Here is an 18,425-nt window from a genome sequence, read left to right on the forward strand (position 1 = left end):
AAGCGCACCGGTACCCTCACGGCCATGCCCGACGCGCTCACCGACGAGCCTGCCGACGCGACCGACACCGCCGACGGGCGGACCTTCAGCAGCTTCGGCATCGCCTCGGCCGCGCTGGGTGTCGTGGCGGTCGCCGCGGTCGTGCTGATCACGCTGATCTGGACCGGACATCGTGAGCAGGCCGACGAGCGGGCCTATCAGACGCGGGTCCTGCAGGCGGCCGCCGACTGGACCGGCGTGCTGATCAACATGAGCAAGGACACGGTCGACGCGAACCTGGCGCAGTTGCACGAGAACACGATCGGCGAGCTGAACGCCGACTTCGACTCGACCGTCGAGCCCTACCGGCAGCTCGTCGGCCGGTTGCAGACCCAGACCCGCGGTCAGATCGACTCGGTGTCGATCGAGACGCTGCACCACCCCGCGCCCGGCCCGGACGGCGGGCCCGCGCTGCCGCCGCCACGCGATCCCGCGCTGTCGGCGTTCGCCTCCCGCACCGACACGGTGCTGGTGGTCGCGACGTCGGTCAGCGAGAACGCCGGCGGTGAGGAGCCGCAGACCGTGCGGTGGAATCTGCGCATCGACGTGTCCGACGTGGACGGCAAGCTGATGATCTCCCGGCTGGAGCCGATCCGATGAGGAACGCCCTGCGGGTGCTGGCCTTCGACGTGCTGGCCCCGGCCGCGGCGATCGCCGGCGTGGTGTTCATCGGCGTCGCGCTCGGCTGGCCGCTGTGGTGGGTCTCGGTCTGCTCGGTGCTGTGCCTGCTGATCGTGCAGGGCGTGCTGGTCAACGTGGTGCTGGCGCGCCGCGACGGCGTCACGGTCGGCACCGACGACGACGGGCCGGGGCTGCGGCTGGCGGTGGCCGGGCTGGCCACCGCGGCCCTCGTCGTGGGTGTGGCGGTGGGCTACCTGCGCTGGACGGTGCCCGACCGCGCCTTCACCGCCGACAGCGCCGAGGTGGTCCGCATCGCCAGCAGCGTGTCGGAGGCGACGGCGACCTTCACCCCGCAGAGCCCCACCGCGTCCATCGACCGCGCGGCCGCACAGATGGTGCCCGAGCGGGCCGAGGCGTTCAAGAACGAGTTCGCCGGCGTGGCGCGGCAGTTGACGAGCAGGAACGTCTCGGCGCAGGCCAGCACCGTGTCGGCGGGCGTCGAGGCCCTCGGTCCGGCGGCGGCCAGCGTGGCGGTGGTGCTGCGCGGTACGCAGAGCGTGCCCGGCGAACCGGTCGACACCGCGGTGCTGGCGCTGCGCGTCACGCTGTCCAAAGCCGACGGCCGCTGGCTGGTCGACGACGTCACGCCGATCCATTCCCGCTGACCTGGCGATTTCGGCGTGGTCGGTCGCGCTCAGCGCGACGAACTACACCGAAATCGCGCTACAGGAGGCGGGCGTAGTCGACTTTGAGGCAGCGGTCCATCACGACCTGCAGGCCGGCGGCCACGCCGTCGCGCGCGAGCTGCTCGTCCCACAGTCCCTGCTGCAGCCACAGCGTCTTCGCGCCGATGGCGACGGTGTCCTGCAGCACCGACGCCAGCTCGCTGCGCCGCCGGAACACGTCGACCATGTCGGGCACCACGGGCAGGTCGGCCAGCGACGGATACACCCGGGTCCCGTCGATCTCCTCGACCGTCGGGTTCACCAGGTACAGCTCGTAGTGGCTGGCCGAGCGCAGGTAGTCCCACACCCCGTAGCTGGGGCGCATCGGGTTGGCGGAGGCGCCGACCACCGCGACCGTGCGCGTCTCCTGCAGGATGCGCCTGAGTTCGTCGGTGTCGGGTTCGGTCCAGTCGGCGGTGTCGGTCATGGGAACAGCATTCCCCGTCACCGGCGCCCCGACGCGGATCTCAGCGCCCGCTGCGGGACCGTTGCGCGCGGATCTTGGCGAAGCGGTCGGACAGGCGGCCCATCCGGATCATCAGCGACGCCGACGGGCTCACCTCGCCGTCGAGGTAGCTGGTGAATTCGTCGACCTCGACGCCGATGCGCGACGCGAACTCCGGCGCCCCCAGCCCCGACCGGTTGAGCAGCAGCTGGACATGGCGGGCCACCTCGGCGCGTTCGGCGGCCGCGAGGTGCTCGCGCGCCCGCACCAGCACCTCGGTCAGCGCCGTGGACACCCCGTACGGCGGCGCCTTCTCGAGGACCTCTTCGACCTGGCGCGCGGTGCGGCCGAACGGGTCGCGTTTGACCGCGGTGACGATGCGCTGCCAGACGGTGAGGTCGTCGGTCTCGAGCGCGCTGCGGATCGCCGCCGTCGACCAGAACTCGACCGGCCGTTCGTCGACCGGTGCCCGGTGCGGCGCCGTCGTCAGCGGTCGGGTCGGCGCGGACGCAGCCTCGCGGCCGGCCTCCCGCTCGCTGGCCAACGTCACCTCGCCTCCTCGAGCATCGCCACGGCCACCGAAAGGCACCGCTGCCTGACCAACGCCCAGTCCGATTCGGCGTCCGGGTCGCTGACCCGGTCGTCGTCGGAGGGCTGCGGATCGGCCAGGCGGCGCACCAGCTGGGTGGCCACCCACTGTTTCCTCGCCTGCTGCCCACAGTAATACCGGTCCATTCCGGACAGCACGACTGCGGCGGTGTGCGTCTCCATGGAGTCGACGAGGTCGGCGAACTCCGCGTAGTCGCGGCTGCTGTTGCGGCACATGATCAGGTAGCTCTTCATCCGCAGCGTCTCGGCGCCGGTCGGGATCTGCAGCCGGTCACCGGTCGGCAACTGCACGTTGGTGGTTTCCACCGGGCCGCGCCGCTCCACCGGCGCCCGGTCGGTGTCGGCCTCGGTCTCGAGTGCGTCGAGCGCCACCGAGAGCCGACCCCGCCACAGCGTCACCGGGTGCACGGGCAGGTGAGTGCGCACGGTGGTGCCGTGGGCCCCGTTGCGGCCGTTGCGGCGCCCGTTGGCGCGGGCCGGCCGCACGATCTGGTCACCGCCGTTGCGCGCCACCATCCGCTGCGTGATGGGCTGACAGCCGCTGAACGCCAGCGGATCGGCGACCGTGATGGTCTCGGGCGCCAGATTCTTCAGGCGGGCCGCCGACTTCACCATGCCGCGGAGGTCCGCCCCAGACGGCCCGAGCGCGGAGATGTCGTCGGGGATGATCACCAGATCGTCGATCTGCACCTTGGGCAGCGGCTTCTCGAAGTCCACCGACGGCAGGATGCGGTCCAGCCAGCGCGGTAGCCACCAGTTCCACTGGTCGAACATCGCCATCAGCGCGGGCACCAGCACCAGCCGCACGATCGTGGCGTCCACGGCGATCGCGACCGCGCACGCCACGCCCAGCTGGGCGACCAGCGGCATGCCGGCGAACGCGAAGCCGATGAACACCGCGATCATGATCAGCGCCGCGCTGGTGATGGTGCGGGCGCTGGTGCTCACGCCGTAGGCGACGGCGTCGCGGGTGTTGCCGGTCTGCAGGAACCGCTCGCGGATGCGGGTCAGCAGGAAGATCTCGTAGTCCATCGACAGACCGAACGTCATCGCGAGCACCAGCGGCGGAATCGTGCTGTCCAGCGAGGGGATGCGTTCGAAGCCCAGCGGTTCCAGCCAGCCCCACTGGAAGACGACGACGAGGCTGCCGTAGGCCGCGGCCACCGACAGTACGGTCATCAGCACGCCCTTGAGGGCGAGGAACACCGAGCGGATCGATACCAGCAGCATCAGGAACGCGATCAGCGCGACGAACCCGAACACCAGCGGCTGCGTCGCCGACACCCGGTCGTCGAAGTCCTTGATCAGCGCGGTGGGCCCGCCGACGTCGATCGACACGTTCGGGCCCGCCGCCGACGCGAGGTTGGCGCGCATCCAGTCGACGGTCTCGCGGGCCCCGCTGTCCTCGGGGTCCACCGACAGCACCGCCGACAGCAGCGCCCGGCGGTAGTCGTCACCGAATTCCGGCGGGGAGACCGACACGATGTTGGGCGCCTTGGCCATCTCGGTCCGGACGGCCTCCAGCGTGGGCTCCTTGGCGGCGGCCGAGGCGGGGTTGCCCTCGGGGAACGTCACGAGCACCCGGACCGGGCCGAGCGCGCCGTCGCCGAGCGCCTCGGCGGCCGCGTTGACGCCGCCGCGAATCTCGTGGGTCGGTTCGAACTGGCGCTGCATGCTGTTGCCGAGCACCATCGTGAAGGCCGGCGCCGCCATCACCAGCAGCACCGCGGTCGCGGTCAGCGCCGACGCCCACGGCCGGCGCATCACCGACCCGGTCCAGCGCGTCCAGAAGCGGGACCGGGTGGTGTCGGGACGCCGCGACCAGTGCAGGTACGACGAGCGTTTGGCCGCGGCCCGGCCGAAGGTGGCGAGCACCGCGGGCGTCAGCGTGGTCGACGTGAGCACCGCGACCGCGACCGCGAGGATCGCGCCGGTGGCCATCGACGTCAGCACCGGGGTGTCGATCAAATAGATGCCGGTCACCGAGGCGATCACGGTCATCCCGGACAGCAGCACCGCCAGCCCGGAGGTCGCCATCGCCGCGTCGGCGGCCTGCTCCGGGTCCCGTCCGGCGCGCAACTCCTCCCGGAACCGCATGAGGATGAACAGCGAGTAGTCGACGGCCAGCGCGATCCCGAACATCGACACCGTCGAGGCGACGAACACCGACATCGTGGTGACCGTCGACAGCGCGTAGACCAGACCCATCGTCACCGCGACGGTGCAGATACCGAGCAGCAGCGGCATCGCCGCGGCGGCCAGCGATCCGAACACCGCCAGTAGCACGATCAGCACGATCGGCAGATTCCACTGTTCGGCCTGGGCGATGTCGGTCTTGATGGCCGCCGACGCCGCCGCCCCGAGCGCGCCCTGCCCGATGACGTACATCTTGACTTTGCCGTCGCGGAACTCGCCGGGGTCCTCCCCGTCGATGCCGACCTTGGTGCGCAACTCCTTGGCGATGTCGGTGGCGCCGGTGTTGTTGAAGTCCAGTGACAACGTCACCACGTACGGCCGGTCGGGCTGGGGCGGTGGCTGCTGCGGCGTCGGCGCGATCGTGACGCTCGGCACCTGCGCCGCGATCTGTTCGAGGTGCGCGACGGCGGCGGTCATGTCGTCGTAGGAGGCGTCTGCTCGGGGCGCGGCGACCAGGGCCAGCGGGGAGGCGCCCTGGTCGGGGAAATGGTCCTCGAGTTCGTACTGCACGTGCAGCGACTGCGATCCCTCGACCTCGAAGCCGCCGCCGGTGAGGTTCGACGACTGGCTGACCGCGAGGTAGATCGACGGGACCAACAGCAGCGCCCACACCGCGAAGACCGCCCAGCGGAATCTGCGCAGGTTGCTGCTCAAGCGCATCATGAACTGCTGGATGACGTGCTCCCCGTTCTTCCTGAGGCGATGTCTGGCGATTCCCGGCGTTTCTCGCGAGAGCGTACCGCAGCGTGCGGTAGGGTACCGCGGCCTCGGAACAGCTGGGAGCAAGCTGTGACCTCGCCGTTAACCTGCTCTGATCGGTTCTCGCGCGACACTGCCGGGGTGTTACTGCGGCGCCGGCGCGGCTGTTGCGAATGGCGGCCGGGGCGGCCGCGATGGCAAGATGGCCGCTGGCCGTTCAAGCGTCGGGGGACCATCGGACGTCGCGACCCGGGAGGGATCCGCGGATCACGCCGAGGTTCGCGCCACCGATTAGGAGTGCCATGAAGTCCACCGCCCTGCGCCGGTCCCTGTACGCCGCGCTGACCGTCACCGCCGCCGGCGGGGCCGCGATCGCCGCGTTCACCGTGCCCGCCACGCCGGCGACGGCGGCGCCGGATCCGTGCGCCGCCAGCCAGATCGCCAAGACCGTCGCCGCGGTCGCCACCAACACCAGCAATTACCTGGCCGCCAACCCGGAGACCGATCAGGCGCTGACCACCATCTCCCAGCAACAGGCCGGACCGGCCTCGCTGGCCGCGCTCAAGGGGTACTTCGACGCCAACCCGCAGGTCGCGTCGGATCTGCAGAAGCTGCAGCAGCCACTGGCTGCCCTGTCCGGGCGGTGCAAGCTGCCGGTGTCGGTGCCGCAGGTGCTCGGCCTGATGCAGGCCGCGCAGCAGGGCGGCGGCCTGCAGGCGGCGCTGCCGGGCGCCGCGGCGGGGTCCCCGGTGTCGGCGGTGGCGCCGGGCGCCGGTCCGCTGCCCGGACCCGGTGCGACGTCGCAGCGCTGAGCGTCAAGATCGGTGTGTTGTCGCAGCGTGTTGCCCATAAGGCAGGACAACGTCGGCGAGTTCTGATTAGCTGTGCTCTGGCGATAACCACCACGGTTACGGCCTCCTACATCTGAAGAAGGAGCATGTCCATGTTGCTTCCTGCCCGTACCGCCCGACGTGCGGTAGTTGGTGCGGTCGGCGCCGGCGCGGTCGCCGGTGCGATGTTGCTCGGCGTGGCGCCCGCCGCGATGGCCCAGCCGGCACCGCTGCCGCCCAACTGCACCGCCGCCGATCTGGCCGGTGTCGCCTCGGGTGTCTCGGCGTCGACCTCCGCCTACCTGTTCACCCATCCGCCGGTGAACGACTTCTTCACCAGCCTGGAGGGCCTGCCGCGCGAGGAGATCCGCCCGAAGGTGCAGGATTACCTCAATGCCAACCCCCAGGTGAAGGCCGAACTCGCCGGGATCCGTCAGCCGCTCGTCGATATAAAGAACCGCTGCGGAACCGGGCCGTCGCCTGACGACATGCCCTGACCCGCGTGCGGGTTGGACCGGGGGCACCGCCCGAGCACGAGGGGCATGACACCGCCAGTCGGACGGTGCTGATGGTCGACGACGACCCGGACGTTCGTACGTCGGTGGCGCGCGGACTGCGCCACTCGGGCTTCGACGTGCGGGTGGCGGCCAACGGCAAGGAGGCGCTGCGCCTGCTGTCGGCCGAATCGCACGATGCGCTGGTGCTCGACGTGCAGATGCCCGAACTCGACGGCGTGGCCGTGGTCACCGCGTTGCGCGCGCTGGGCAACGACATCCCGATCTGCGTGCTGTCGGCGCGTGACACCGTCAACGACCGCATCGCCGGGCTGGAGGCGGGCGCCGACGACTACCTGACCAAACCGTTCGATCTCGGCGAGCTGGTGGCCCGGCTCAACGCGCTGCTGCGCCGGGCCAGCCACTCCGACCGCGAGTCGGACACCATGACGGTCGGGCCGCTGACCATCGACACCGCGCGCCGGCTGGTGTTCGTCGAGGGGGAGCGGGTCGATCTGACCAAACGCGAATTCGATCTGCTCGCGGTGCTCGCCGAGAACCACGGTGTGGTGCTCTCGCGTCAGCGGCTGCTCGAGCTGGTGTGGGGCTACGACTTCGACGTCGACACCAACGTCGCCGATGTGTTCGTCTCCTACCTGCGGCGCAAACTCGAACGCGACGGGCTGCCGCGGGTCATCCACACCGTCCGGGGCATCGGCTACGTGCTGCGGGAAGAACCCTGAGCCCGGTACCCCGCTTCCTGCGGTCGGCGTCGCTGCGGACCAGGGTCGCCGTCGCGTCGGCGGCGGCCGCCTCGGCCGTGGTCGCGGCGTTCACCATCCTCACCTCGGTGGTGCTCGCCAACAACGACGCCGCGCAACTCGACCGTCGGCTCGAGTCGATCGTCGACGCCAGCATGTATCCCGAGCAGCTGCAGGACCCCCGGCGCGGAGTGCTCACCACGGGCCGGTCCCGCTCCGACGGGCAGGTGGTGTTCCAGCGCGGGTTCCAGCTGCCGCCGCTGCCGCCGGGCACCGCCGACGTCGAGGTCAACGGGGTCGAATACCGCGTGCGCACCCTGCCGGTCGATGACCAGGAGGGTGTCGTGATGGTCTCGATCGGCATCCGCGCCGACAGCATCCTGCTCAGCCGTGGCCGGATACCCGAGTACGCCGCGGTGGGCCTGGTGACGGTGCTGATCGCCGGCGGCCTGGGCTGGTTGCTCGCCGGCCCGGCGATCCGGCCGCTGCGCAAGCTCACCGAGCACACCTCCACTCTCGGCAAAGGCACCACCGACGAGATGCCCGAGGTGCGCGGCGTCCGGGAGGCCGAGGAGCTGTCGGAGGCGATGTCGGCGATGCTGCGCCGGCTGGCCGCCGCACAGCAGGCCACCACCAACTCCCTGCAGGCCGCGCAGGACTTCGCCGCGAACGCCGCCCACGAACTGCGCACCCCGCTGACCGCGATGCGCGCCGACCTCGACACGCTGCGCATCCACGATCTGCCGCCCGAGGAGCGCGACGAGGTGGTCGCCGACCTGTCCCGCGCGCAGCGCCGCGTCGAGGCGATCATCACCGCGCTCGGCCAGCTGGCCTCGGGTCAACTCGCGCAGGCCGCCGACCGGGAACCCATCGACGTCACCGACCTGCTCTACCGGGTGGCGAGGGAGAACATGCGGGCCGCCGGCGACGTGGAGATCGTGGTCGAGGCGGGCGAGGACCTCGGCACGGTGTGGGGATGGCCGGATGGGTTACGCCTCGCGGTGGACAACCTGGTCCGCAACGCGATCACCCACGGTCAGGCCGGCCGGGTGGTGCTCGAGGCGCACCGCGACCCCGACGGGCTGACCATCGTCGTCGACGACAACGGGCGCGGGTTGCCCGCCGAGGAACACCGGACGGTGCTGGGGCGGTTCCGGCGCGGCAGCGCCGCGGCGCCGGGCGGGTCGGGCCTGGGGCTGGCGCTGGTCGCCCAGCAGGCAGCGCTGCACGGCGGGCACATCGAGCTGTCCGACGGGCCGCTCGGCGGTCTACGCGCGACGCTCACGGTGTCCGCGTCGGCCTCAGCCGAACCGGGTGACTCTCAGCTGCGCTGAAACTGCTTGCGGCGCAGCGCCATTGCGGCTCCGCGCCAACCGAGCAGCAGTACCGCGGTGACCAGTGAGGCCACGATGAAGAAGCTCACCGCGACCCCCTGGCCGCTGAGCCGGCGCAGCAGCATGCCGACCGCCACCGTGCACACCCACACCACCACCCCGGTCGGGGTGAGCGTCAGCGGCCGCCGCCAGGCCCGCGCGGCCAGCCACCCGACCGCGGTGCCGGCCAGGAACGGCCACGCGGTCTCGGCGATCCCGGCCACCGACAGCCCTTCGGCGTGGCTGCGGCGCCCGATGGTGCAGAACACGACGACGCAGACCGCGTCGGCGAGCAGCGCCAGCGCAGCGGTGCGGCGAACCGTCACGAGCCGTCCTTCCGGGTGGTCTGCGCTTCGGAGGCCCGCTCGGCGGACGGTGCGGGCGCCTCGGCGGCGTCGGGGTCGAACTCGTTCTCGGTGCGGAACATGAAGAAGAACACCACCCACCCGATCGCGGCGAGGAAGATCCAGCTGATCAACCGGTAGATCAGCATCGCCGAGATCGCCCCGGCCAGCGTCATCCCGCTCGACACCAGGCCCGGCACCAGCACCGCCTCGACCACCAGCAGCCCGCCGGGCATGAGCGGGATCGTGCCGACCGCGCGGGCGGCGGCGTAGGCGACGGTCAGGCCGGCCAGCGACGGGTGTCCGCCTGCGGCGTAGCAGGCGAACGCCAGGCAGGCGACATCGGCGATCCAGTTGAACAGCGACCAGCCGAACGCGGTGCCGAGGTCGCGGCGGCGCAGCTGCACCGACTCCAGCTGGGCCAGCAGCTCCCGCCACTTCGGCAGCCAGGTGTCCGCGGGCTTACCGCGCAGCGAGTTGAACCAGGACAGCAGCCGCACACCGATGCCGTCGATCAACTCCGGGCGGGTGGCCACGGCCTGCGCCAGCACCAGCAGCGCGGCGAAGCCGCCGAGCGTGAAGATCAGCGACAGGGGATTCTTGCTCGCGCCGAGCAGGAACGCACCGCCCAGACCGAGCAGCGCGAGCCCGACGCCCTGCAGCACCCCCGACATCACCAGCTGCCACGACGCCACCACCGGCGTCGCCCCCCACAACCGCTGCTGGCGGTACAGGAACGTCGCCGAGAGCACCGGTCCGCCGGGCATCGTCGTGCTCAGCGCGTTGCCGGCGTAGTACGCGGCCTCCGAACGCCACTGGTGGACGTGCACGCCGGCCGACCGCAGCAGCGTGCGCTGGATCTGGGCGAAGCTGTGCATCGACGCCAGCGCGGCGACGATCGCGGCCAGCACCCACCAGTAGTTCGCCGAGATCAGGCTGCGCCACGCCTTGGCCAGCTGGTCCCACACCAGGACCACCTCGACGGTGAGCACCGCCACCGCGATGACGATCACCGTCCAGCGCACCCACCAGTACTTGCCGCGGGTGGGTCCCTCCGCGCTCAGCCTGTACGGCTGGGCGTCGCTCGCCGACGCGTCGTGGGACACGCCCTACAGGGTAACGGTGTGCCCCCTCGCCGACGGCGGGTGCGACAGGTGTGCCGCGATGGCGTCACCGGGACGTGATCTACGCGGGATGCGGGGTGGCTGCGACTACGCTCGCACCATGTCAGAACAGGTGTTCGGGGACGATCAGGCGGTGACGCCGCTGGTCCGCAAGGCCGCGGCGTGGTCGTGGCGGCTGCTGATCATCTTCGCCGCGCTGATCGCGGTGCTCTGGGTGGTCAAACGGCTCGAGGTCCTCGTCGTGCCGGTCGCGTTGGCGACGATGCTGGCCGCACTGCTCATGCCTGCCGTCGACTTCCTCGACCGCCGCGGCGCCCCCCGCGGCGGTGCGGTGGCACTCGTGCTGCTCAGCGGCATCGCCCTGGTCGGCGGTCTGCTGTCGTTCGTGGTCAGCCAGTTCGTCGAGGGCACACCGGCACTGGTCGAACAGGTCACGCGCAGCATCGACGGGCTGCGGGCGTGGCTGATCGACGGTCCGCTGCAGCTGTCCCGCAGCCAGATCGACAACGCGGGCAACGCGGCCATCGAGGCGCTGCAGAACAACCAGGAGCGGTTGACCAGCGGGGCGCTGTCCACCGCGGGCACCATCACCGAGATCGTCACCGGCGCGCTGCTGGTGTTGTTCACGCTGATCTTCCTGCTGCACGGCGGCCGCAACATCTTCGGGTTCGTCACCAAGGTGTTCCCGCCCAACGCACGTCAGCGGGTGCGCGACGCGGGCCGCGCGGGATTCCACTCCCTCATCGGGTACGTGCGGGCGACGTTCCTGGTGGCGCTCGTCGACGCCGTCGGCATCGGCACCGGCCTGGCCATCATGGGCGTTCCGCTGGCGCTGCCGCTGGCGTCGCTGGTGTTCCTCGGCGCGTTCATCCCGCTGGTCGGCGCGGTGGTCACCGGATTCCTCGCGGTGATCGTCGCGCTGCTGACCAAGGGTGTGGTGTACGCGCTGATCACGCTCGGCCTGATCCTGGCCGTGCAGCAGCTCGAAGGCCACGTGCTGCAACCGCTGGTGATGGGTCGCGCCGTGTCGATCCACCCGCTGGCCGTCGTGCTGGCCATCGCGGGCGGCGGCGTGCTCGCCGGCATCATCGGCGCGCTGCTGGCGGTGCCCGCGGTGGCGTTCCTCAACAGCGCGGTGCGGGTGCTGCTCGCCCCCGACACCGAGGCCGAGGCCGAGAGCCTGGAGGACCAGGACGGCCCACGCATCCAAGCCGAACCCGATGACGTCGAGGACGTCATCGACCAGAAGGCCGACTAGCGGCCGGTTACATCCGGCCTTCGCGGCGCAGCAGGTCGGCGGCACTCATCCCGCCGCCACGCCGCTTCTGCTCCTCGGCCTCACGGGTGTCGATCTTCTCCGTGGACTCCGGATCCTGCGGCTCCGGCTTCTGGGCCGGGATCTTCGTGGTGGCCGCCTGGGGATCCTCGGCGGGCTCGGGCGCGGCGGGTCGCTGCACGGGGATCGCGGTCGTCGGCTCGTTACCCTCCGGCTGCTGCGGTTCCGGCCGCATCGCCCGCGTCGGCTCGGCCGACGGCTGCGGCCGCGGCGGCGTCGGACCGGCGGGCCCGCCGCGCAGCTCGCCGAGCCACGACTCGATCTCGCGTTCCTCCCGCTTGGGCCCGGGGGTGGGCGCCTGCGGCGCCCGCTGCCCGGCGGCCGCGTTCACCGCGCCGCGCACGGCGTTTTTGGCGATCGACAGCCGCGTGGTGGGCGGTTCCGCGCCCGGCGCGGGCCGGTTGGTCGGGATTCGCGAGGTGCCCGCGGCCGACGGCCCGTTGACCCGTGGCGGTCCCGGCGGGATGCGCGTCGGGCCGACCCGGCCCTCGACGCCGGGATGCGTCGGATCGTGCGGCGGGCGCGTTCCGGCCGACGGCCGCGGTGGCACCGGGGCGCCGGCGCCGACCAGGGCCTGCTCGTCGACGGCCTCCCGGACGGCGGGACGCTTGCGCTCGTCGGGCAGTTCGGTCTCGCCGAGCCCCAGCTTCTCCTGGACCCGCTTCATCCAGCGCGGCGCCCACCAGCAGTCGTCGCCGAGCATCTTCATGATCGCAGGCACCAGGAACATCCGGATGATCGTGGCGTCCAGCAGCAGCGCGATGAGCAGGCCGAAGGCCAGGTACTTCATCATCACCAGGTCGGAGAACACGAACGCCCCGGCCACCACGGCCAGCACCAGGGCGGCGCCGGTGATCAGGCGGCCCGTGGTGGCGGTGCCGATGCGGATGGCCTCCGCGGTGGACAGGCCGCGTTCGCGCGCCTCCACCATGCGCGACACCAGGAACACCTCGTAGTCGGTGGACAGACCCCAGATCACGGCGATGATCAGGCCGATCATCGGCGCCATCAGCGGCTGCGGCGTGTAGTTCATCAGCCCGGACCCGTGCCCGTCGACGAACATCCACGTCAGCACGCCCATCGTCGAGCCGAGGGTGAGCGCGCTCATCACCGCCGCCTTGATCGGCAGCACGATCGAACCGAACGCCAGGAACATCAGGATCGTCGTGGTGACGATCAGGATCGTGACCATCAGCGGCAGCTTGGCGAACAGGCTGTGGATGCTGTCCTGTTCCAGCGCCGGGGTGCCGCCGACCAGCACGGTGACCCCGCGCGGCGGTGACAGCGCGCGCAGATCGTCGATCTTCGCGGCGGCGTCGTTGCGGTTCTCGAGACCGTTCTGGATGACCCGCACCGACGGATCCTTCGAGCCGCCCTCCTGGACGGACCGCTCCTGCCACATCTTGGCCGGATCGTTCTCGGGTTCGATGAAGCCGCTGATCGTCATCGCCTTGGCCCGCATGTCGGCGACCTGCTGGTCGGTGACCGGCTCGCCGTTGTCGCTCTTGAGCACCATGGTCAGCGGTTCGGTGCGGAAGCCCGGGAAGCTGCGGTCGAAGTCCTCCTGCGCCTGGCGGACCGAGTTGTCCGGCGGCAGGTACTTCTCGCTGATACCGCCGAGCGCCAGCCCGCCGAGCGGGATGATGAGCAGGATCATCACGATGATGATCGGCACCGCGAACGTGCCGGGCCGCTTCATGACGCGGTTGACCAGCTTGCCCCAGAAGCCCTTCTCGACCTCGGCGCGGGTCTTGGTCTTCTGCGTCTTCTCCGACAGCCACTCCAGGTAGACGCGCATCGGCTTCCAGTTCCGGAAGAACGGGACGCGCAGCAGCGTGCGCACCCCGAGTGCGTCGACGTTGGGGCCGAGGATGGCCAGCGCGGCGGCCAGCACGGTGATCGACAGGATCGCCGCCAGCATCACCGACGCGATGATCGCGTAGGTGATCGACTTGAGGAAGCCCTGCGGGAACAGCAGTAGCGGCACCGACGAGGCGACCAGGATCACCGCGGAGAACATGATGGTGCGGCCGGAGGTCATCACCGTGCGGCGGACCGCCGCCTCGGTGTCGTAGCCCTCGGCGATCTCCTCACGGAAGCGGCTCACCATGAACAGGCCGTAGTCGACCGCGATGCCCAGCCCCATCAGCGTCACCACCGGCTGGGCGAAGAAGTGCACGGGCATGATCTCGGCGAGCAGGCGCATGATGCCCAGCGCGCCTGCGATGGTCAGGCCGCCGATGATGCCCGGCAGCGCGGCGGCCACCACACCGCCGAAGACGAAGAACAGCACCACGCAGACCAGCGGGATGGCGGCCACCTCGGCGCGCCGCTGGTCCTCGCCGATGCTGCCGGTGAGCTCACTGGCCAGCGGGTTGAGGCCGGCCAGCCGGATGTCCCCGCCGTTGATCTCCTGCAGCGCGGGTTCGACGGCCTGGTAGTTCTTCAGGATCTCGTCGTCGGTGTCGCCCTTGAGCGGAATGCTGACGAACGTTTTGGACAGATCGTCGGTCTTCATCTCCTGGACCGTGGCGCTGGCCGCGTCGGGGGCGCGTAGCCAGCCGACCCAGCTGACCACCTGGTCGGGGTGGTCCTCGACGAACGTGTCGAGCTGGCCGACGACCTCGCGCTGCCACTCCGGGTTGTCGACCTTCTCGCCGTCGGGCGGTGTCAGGATCGCGACGACGTGGCTGGTGCGGTCGCGGCCGTACACCTCGTCACCGATGACCGAGGCCTGCACAGACTGGCTGCCCTCGTCGTAGAAACCGCTCTGGGTGACGTGGCTACCCAGGCTGATCCCGTACACGCCGCCACCGAGGCACAGCGCCACCATGACTCCGATGACGATGTACCGATAGCGGTATACGTTTCGACCCCACCAGGCGAACACGTAAGCTCCTTAAATCCTTGTCGACCGCGCTGTGGTCTTCAGTTGTGTGTCACACACGCGAGGCCAGCAGCGCGGACAGCGGCCGGAACGGCTGCAGCCATGCTCCCTGCTCGGGCAGCGAATCCAGTCCGATCCGCGGCAGCGGCTCCCGGAAGACACCAGGGATGTCCTCCAGGTCGACGAACTCCAAGGTATCCGACGCTAGCGCCCAGCTCGCATGTTCGCGAAATCCGAGCACCTGCACGGGGATGCCTTCGTGGGCGATCTCTTCCAGCGGCTGGCGGAACGCCTGACCGTCCGCCGAGGCCACGAGCACCGCGGCCAGACCTTCGTGGTGCCGCAGGGCGATGTGGTCGAGCATGTCGCTGTCGACGTCGCTGTCGTCATCGATCTTCGGTTTGGCGAAGACGGCGAAACCCACGTTACGCAACGCCTCCACCCACGGCCGCACGACGTCGGCGCTCCCCGGCGCGATGTTGGTGAACACCGTCGCCTCGGGTTCCAGCGTGACGTCTCCGCGGCCGGCCGACAGGTCGGCGGTGCGCGACAGCAGCCAGCGGCCCAGCGCGTCGAAGCGGGGCCGGTGCGCGGCGGTCGGGCGCCCGCCCAGGATCGAGCCGAGACCCATGTCGAGGTTCGGGGCGTCCCACACCAGCAGCACGCGCTGCGTGCCCTCCGGCGGGCCCGCGGGCGGCGGCGGGGTGACGACCTCGGGGACGTCCTCGGTCACGCTCATCGTTTCCCTCGGCTCATCGTGCGCGCTTCTCCCAGATGAGTTCGGTGATGACGGGACCCGCCAGCGCCTTGCGCTCGTACTTGGTGACGGGCCGCTGCACGGAGATGGGCAGCGCATCGGTGGCGGCCACCCGGCGCAGCTGCGGTTCGGCGTCGCCGACCTCCGCGATGTGCTCGGCGTAGCCGGTGTGGTCGGTCGCCGCGTGCAGAACGCCGCCGGGCCGGAGCCGGTCGGCGATCAGCGCGACCGTGGCCGTCTGCAGCAGCCGCCGCTTGTGGTGACGCGCCTTGGGCCAGGGGTCCGGGAAGTACACCCGCACCCCGGTCAGCGAGCCGCTGGGCAGGAGGTGTTCGAGCACGTCGACGCCGTCACCGCGGACCATCCGGATGTTCGTGACCCCGGCACGGTCGATCGCGCCGAGCAGCTGGGCCAGCCCGCGGCGGTAGACCTCCACGGCGATCACGTCGATGTCGGGCTCGGCCTGCGCCATCGCCAGGGTCGAGGTGCCGGTGCCGGAGCCGATCTCGAGGACCACGGGGGCCGACCGGCCGAACCAGGCCGCGGGGTCCAGCGGGGGCAGCAGGTGCCCGTCGGAGTCCCTGGCCTGGGTACCGAGCTCCGGCCACCGACGATCCCACAGCGACTGCTGAGCATCCGACAGCGTGGAGCGCCGCGACCGGAAGCTGGTGATGCGGCGGTGCCGGTGCTGCGGGTCGGGCGTCGGGTCGCCGTCCGCAGGGTCGGGCAGGTCGTCCGGCGCCGGGGCGCCGGCAACCTCCGACTCGCGCGCGTGCATCCGTCCATGGTGGCCCATCGCCAGGGGTGTACCCGCATCCTGGGGCAGATTGATACCCAACAGTTGCCTTCGGCTGGTATGTGGATGAAGCGTTCGCCAGCCGTTGCGCCGCGTGCCACGATTCTGGGCAGGGCCGGCTGCGCACGGCCCGGAACCGCTGGTCGCAGGGGGAGGTCGCCGCCATCGTCGCCGACGTGCTGACGCAGTTCGCCCGGGAGTGCGGCGACGCCGCGCTGGCCCGCGTCGTCGGCGGGATCGCCGACCGCCTGCGGGCGCCGGTGCGGGTGGCGGTCAGCGGCCGCCCCGGGGTGGGCCGCGGCACGCTCGCCGCCGCATTGCCGGGCGCGCGTTTCCGGATCACCGACCGGGCCGCCGACGTTGGGGTGCTGGTGACCGCCGAGACCGTCAAACCCGAGGACCGCGCGGTGGTGGACGCCTGGCGCGACGCCGGGGTGCCGGTGCTGGTGGTGCTCAACAAGGCCGATGTGGCCGGTGCCGACGACCGGCAGGTGCGGCGGTGCGCGCAGGTGGCGGCGGCGCCGGTGCTGCCCGCGGTTGCCCTGCTGGCCGACGTCACGCTCGATGACGCCCTGCCGCCCCGCATCCCGTCGCCGGTGGATCAGGCCGTCACGCGCATCGTGCAGTAGGCGCTCACCAACTGCGTGCGCCACGCGTCCGGCGCGCGGGTCGATGTGCGGCTGGATGCGGACGGTGATGAGGTGCGCGTACAGGTCGACTCGCGCGGCGGTACGCCGGTGAGCGCCGCACCGGTGCGGGGCAACGGCTGGGGTCTCGACCTGCTGCGGGAGCGGGCGCGCGCCCTGGGCGGCACCGTCGAGGCGGGACCGATGGACGACGGCTGGTCGGTGCGCGCGCGGATTCCGGTGGAGGTGCCGGCATGACCTCGCCGCGGGTGCTGCTCGCCGACGATCATGCGGCGATCCGCGAGGCGCTGCGCATCATGCTGGAGTCGCACGGCATCGAGGTGGTCGGCGAAGCGGCCGACGGCGCCGTCGCGATGCGCAACGCGGCGGCGCTCACTCCCGACGTGGTGCTCATGGACCTGCGGATGCCCGGCGTCGACGGCGTCTCCGCGACGCGCGAGATCGTCGCGGCCGGATGGGGGGAGGTGCTCGTGCTGACGAGCTTCGACGAAGACGACCTGGTGGCGGGCGCGCTGCGGGCCGGAGCGGCCGGGTTCCTGCTGAAGACGGCGGATGCGGCGACGCTCGTCGATGCCGTGCGCCGGGTGGCGGCGGGGGAGGGCGTGCTGGACCCGCGGGTCACGCGTCGCGCGCTGTCGCTCATCGCACGCGTGGATGATCAGGATCAGGGGGAGGATCGTGCCCCGGTTCTCGCGTCGCTCACCGAGCGGGAACGTGACGTGCTGGACGGGATGCGGGCGGGTCTGTCCAATTCGCAGATCTCGGAGCACCTCGGCATCTCCGTCGCGACCGTGAAGACGCACGTGTCGAACGTGCTGGCCAAGCTCGGGGCCCGGAGCCGCTCTCACGCCGTGGCCCTCGCCTCGGGGGCGAGGGAGCCGGGAAGCGGCTGAGACACCCGCACCCCCTCCGTTTTCGCGCTTCGCCCGTCCGGCGAAGGATGTCCTGGGGGAAGCGAGCGAATCGGCGAGCGTCAGACGGCAGTGGCCGGCTGCCGCAAGCCGGCCGTCGCATCCGGACCCGGCGCGAGCTGTGCCCACGCCTCGGCGAGGAGTTCGACCCCCGCCTCGAGATCCTCGACGGCCGACGTGAACGGTATGCGGAGGAATCGCTCGAGCGAGCCGTCGACGGAGAACTTCGGACCGGCGATCAGCGACATCCCGCGGGCGCGGCAGATCGACGTCAGCGCGGAGCTCGCGGGGCGGTCGAGTTGCACCCACATCGACAGACCACCGTCCGGCCACGGCGTGTGCCACTGAGGAAGACGGCGGTGCAATGCCTCGCTGAGCACGGCGCGATGCGCGCGGAGAAGACGCTGACGATCGGCGACGAGCTCATCGAGGCGGCGCACGACCTGCTCGCCGATGAGCTGCTCGATGGGTGGAGTGCCGAGGTCGCCGGCGGGCCGCGCCTGCACGAGGCGGCGGATGACAGCGGCGTCGGCGCGGATCCATCCGATGCGCAGACCGCTCCATACGCTCTTCGACAGTGACCCGAGCGTGACCACACCGGAGCCGTGGGCGCCGCCGGCACGGGTTGCATGCCGGGCGAAGGGGCCGTCGTCCCACGGACGGTCGATGTTCAGGTCGACGGTTGCCTCGTCCACCACCAGCACCGTCCCCGCGGCACGGGTGGCGTGGACGAGCCGCGCGCGGTCGTCGGGCGCCAGCGATGCTCCCGTGGGATTGTGGAAATCGGGGATGAGGTAGGCTACCGCGGGCCGCGACTGGCGGATCGTGGCC

Annotated in this window: 18 protein-coding genes and 1 pseudogene; 10 read left to right on the forward strand and 9 right to left on the reverse strand. The window is 71.2% G+C overall.

Going from position 1 to position 18,425, the window contains the following annotated elements; all coding sequences use genetic code 11:
• The first annotated feature begins 24 nt into the window (after nt 1-24).
• Nucleotides 25-639: a hypothetical protein gene (locus tag E4P42_RS14845; protein WP_135126830.1), complete on the forward strand. Its 615-nt coding sequence runs from the start codon at nt 25-27 to the stop codon at nt 637-639.
• Nucleotides 636-1,325 carry a hypothetical protein gene (locus E4P42_RS14850; RefSeq protein WP_135126831.1) on the forward strand — a complete coding sequence of 230 codons (690 nt, stop codon included), beginning with the start codon at nt 636-638 and terminating at the stop codon, nt 1,323-1,325. The genes E4P42_RS14845 and E4P42_RS14850 overlap by 4 nt, the downstream gene beginning before the upstream one ends.
• Before the next feature lie 58 nt (nt 1,326-1,383).
• Here the strand turns inward: E4P42_RS14850 and E4P42_RS14855 are convergent, their stop codons facing one another.
• Genes E4P42_RS14855 through E4P42_RS14865 form a run of 3 tightly spaced genes read right to left on the reverse strand, consistent with a single transcriptional unit; the run spans nt 1,384 to nt 5,298 of the window.
• Entirely contained in the window at nt 1,384-1,812 is a 429-nt protein-coding gene (locus E4P42_RS14855) for a CoA-binding protein (RefSeq protein ID WP_135126832.1), read from the reverse strand.
• 40 nt (nt 1,813-1,852) lie between these two features.
• Complete coding sequence (locus E4P42_RS14860) at nt 1,853-2,380, reverse strand: XRE family transcriptional regulator (protein WP_135126833.1); 528 nt, start codon at nt 2,378-2,380, stop codon at nt 1,853-1,855.
• A complete protein-coding gene (locus E4P42_RS14865) occupies nt 2,377-5,298 on the reverse strand; it encodes an MMPL family transporter (protein WP_135126834.1) in 2,922 nt (973 codons plus the stop codon). Before E4P42_RS14865 ends, E4P42_RS14860 begins: the two co-directional genes overlap by 4 nt.
• A gap of 338 nt (nt 5,299-5,636) precedes the next feature.
• Here E4P42_RS14865 and E4P42_RS14870 point away from each other — a divergent pair, with 338 nt between their 5' ends.
• The 4 genes from E4P42_RS14870 (at nt 5,637) to E4P42_RS14885 (ending at nt 8,753) form a co-directional block, all read left to right on the forward strand.
• On the forward strand, nt 5,637-6,146 hold the full coding sequence (locus E4P42_RS14870; RefSeq protein ID WP_135126835.1) for a hemophore: 510 nt from the start codon (nt 5,637-5,639) through the stop codon (nt 6,144-6,146).
• Between the two features lie 131 nt (nt 6,147-6,277).
• Nucleotides 6,278-6,661 (forward strand): heme-binding protein, encoded by a 384-nt coding sequence (locus E4P42_RS14875; protein ID WP_135126836.1) that lies wholly within the window; start codon nt 6,278-6,280, stop codon nt 6,659-6,661.
• A gap of 71 nt (nt 6,662-6,732) precedes the next feature.
• A complete protein-coding gene (locus E4P42_RS14880; RefSeq protein ID WP_209305782.1) occupies nt 6,733-7,401 on the forward strand; it encodes a response regulator transcription factor in 669 nt (222 codons plus the stop codon).
• Nucleotides 7,398-8,753, forward strand: a complete 1,356-nt coding sequence (locus tag E4P42_RS14885) for a HAMP domain-containing sensor histidine kinase (RefSeq protein ID WP_135126861.1) — start codon at nt 7,398-7,400, stop codon at nt 8,751-8,753. The genes E4P42_RS14880 and E4P42_RS14885 overlap by 4 nt, the downstream gene beginning before the upstream one ends.
• On the opposite strand, the gene E4P42_RS14890 is transcribed toward E4P42_RS14885, so the two are convergent.
• Both E4P42_RS14890 and E4P42_RS14895 read right to left on the reverse strand, forming a co-directional pair.
• Nucleotides 8,741-9,118, reverse strand: coding sequence for a DUF3054 domain-containing protein (locus tag E4P42_RS14890; protein WP_135126838.1), 378 nt, complete (start codon nt 9,116-9,118; stop codon nt 8,741-8,743). The two genes, E4P42_RS14885 and E4P42_RS14890, sit on opposite strands and share 13 nt — an antisense overlap.
• The gene (locus E4P42_RS14895; RefSeq protein ID WP_135126839.1) at nt 9,115-10,242 is read right to left on the reverse strand and encodes a YbhN family protein; all 1,128 of its coding nucleotides are present in this window, start codon (nt 10,240-10,242) and stop codon (nt 9,115-9,117) included. Before E4P42_RS14895 ends, E4P42_RS14890 begins: the two co-directional genes overlap by 4 nt.
• Before the next feature lie 118 nt (nt 10,243-10,360).
• Here E4P42_RS14895 and E4P42_RS14900 point away from each other — a divergent pair, with 118 nt between their 5' ends.
• Complete coding sequence (locus E4P42_RS14900; protein ID WP_135126840.1) at nt 10,361-11,518, forward strand: AI-2E family transporter; 1,158 nt, start codon at nt 10,361-10,363, stop codon at nt 11,516-11,518.
• A 7-nt stretch (nt 11,519-11,525) separates the two neighbouring features.
• Here the strand turns inward: E4P42_RS14900 and E4P42_RS14905 are convergent, their stop codons facing one another.
• The 3 genes from E4P42_RS14905 to trmB are packed head-to-tail and all read right to left on the reverse strand — an operon-like array spanning nt 11,526 to nt 16,036.
• Complete coding sequence (locus tag E4P42_RS14905; RefSeq protein WP_135126841.1) at nt 11,526-14,486, reverse strand: MMPL family transporter; 2,961 nt, start codon at nt 14,484-14,486, stop codon at nt 11,526-11,528.
• Between the two features lie 49 nt (nt 14,487-14,535).
• On the reverse strand, nt 14,536-15,222 hold the full coding sequence (locus tag E4P42_RS14910; RefSeq protein ID WP_135126842.1) for an NYN domain-containing protein: 687 nt from the start codon (nt 15,220-15,222) through the stop codon (nt 14,536-14,538).
• Nucleotides 15,223-15,235: 13 nt separating this feature from the next.
• Nucleotides 15,236-16,036, reverse strand: a complete 801-nt coding sequence (gene trmB / locus E4P42_RS14915; RefSeq protein WP_135126843.1) for a tRNA (guanosine(46)-N7)-methyltransferase TrmB — start codon at nt 16,034-16,036, stop codon at nt 15,236-15,238.
• Nucleotides 16,037-16,098: 62 nt separating this feature from the next.
• Between trmB and E4P42_RS14920 the strand changes: the two genes are divergently transcribed.
• The 3 genes and pseudogenes from E4P42_RS14920 to E4P42_RS14930 all read left to right on the forward strand — a co-directional run bounded on the left by E4P42_RS14920 (nt 16,099) and on the right by E4P42_RS14930 (nt 17,576).
• The gene (locus tag E4P42_RS14920) at nt 16,099-16,665 is read left to right on the forward strand and encodes a hypothetical protein (RefSeq protein WP_135126844.1); all 567 of its coding nucleotides are present in this window, start codon (nt 16,099-16,101) and stop codon (nt 16,663-16,665) included.
• A gap of 12 nt (nt 16,666-16,677) precedes the next feature.
• Nucleotides 16,678-16,920 (forward strand): annotated as a pseudogene (locus tag E4P42_RS14925) (histidine kinase); the annotation flags it as partial.
• Nucleotides 16,917-17,576, forward strand: coding sequence for a response regulator transcription factor (locus tag E4P42_RS14930; RefSeq protein ID WP_135126846.1), 660 nt, complete (start codon nt 16,917-16,919; stop codon nt 17,574-17,576). The pseudogene E4P42_RS14925 and the gene E4P42_RS14930, both read left to right, overlap by 4 nt.
• A gap of 80 nt (nt 17,577-17,656) precedes the next feature.
• On the opposite strand, the gene E4P42_RS14935 is transcribed toward E4P42_RS14930, so the two are convergent.
• On the reverse strand, nt 17,657-18,425 hold a 769-nt coding region (locus E4P42_RS14935), incomplete at its 5' end, for an aminotransferase class I/II-fold pyridoxal phosphate-dependent enzyme (protein WP_135126847.1).

The sequence above is a fragment of the Mycobacterium sp. PS03-16 genome (assembly GCF_004570325.1).
Lineage (GTDB): Bacteria > Actinomycetota > Actinomycetes > Mycobacteriales > Mycobacteriaceae > Mycobacterium.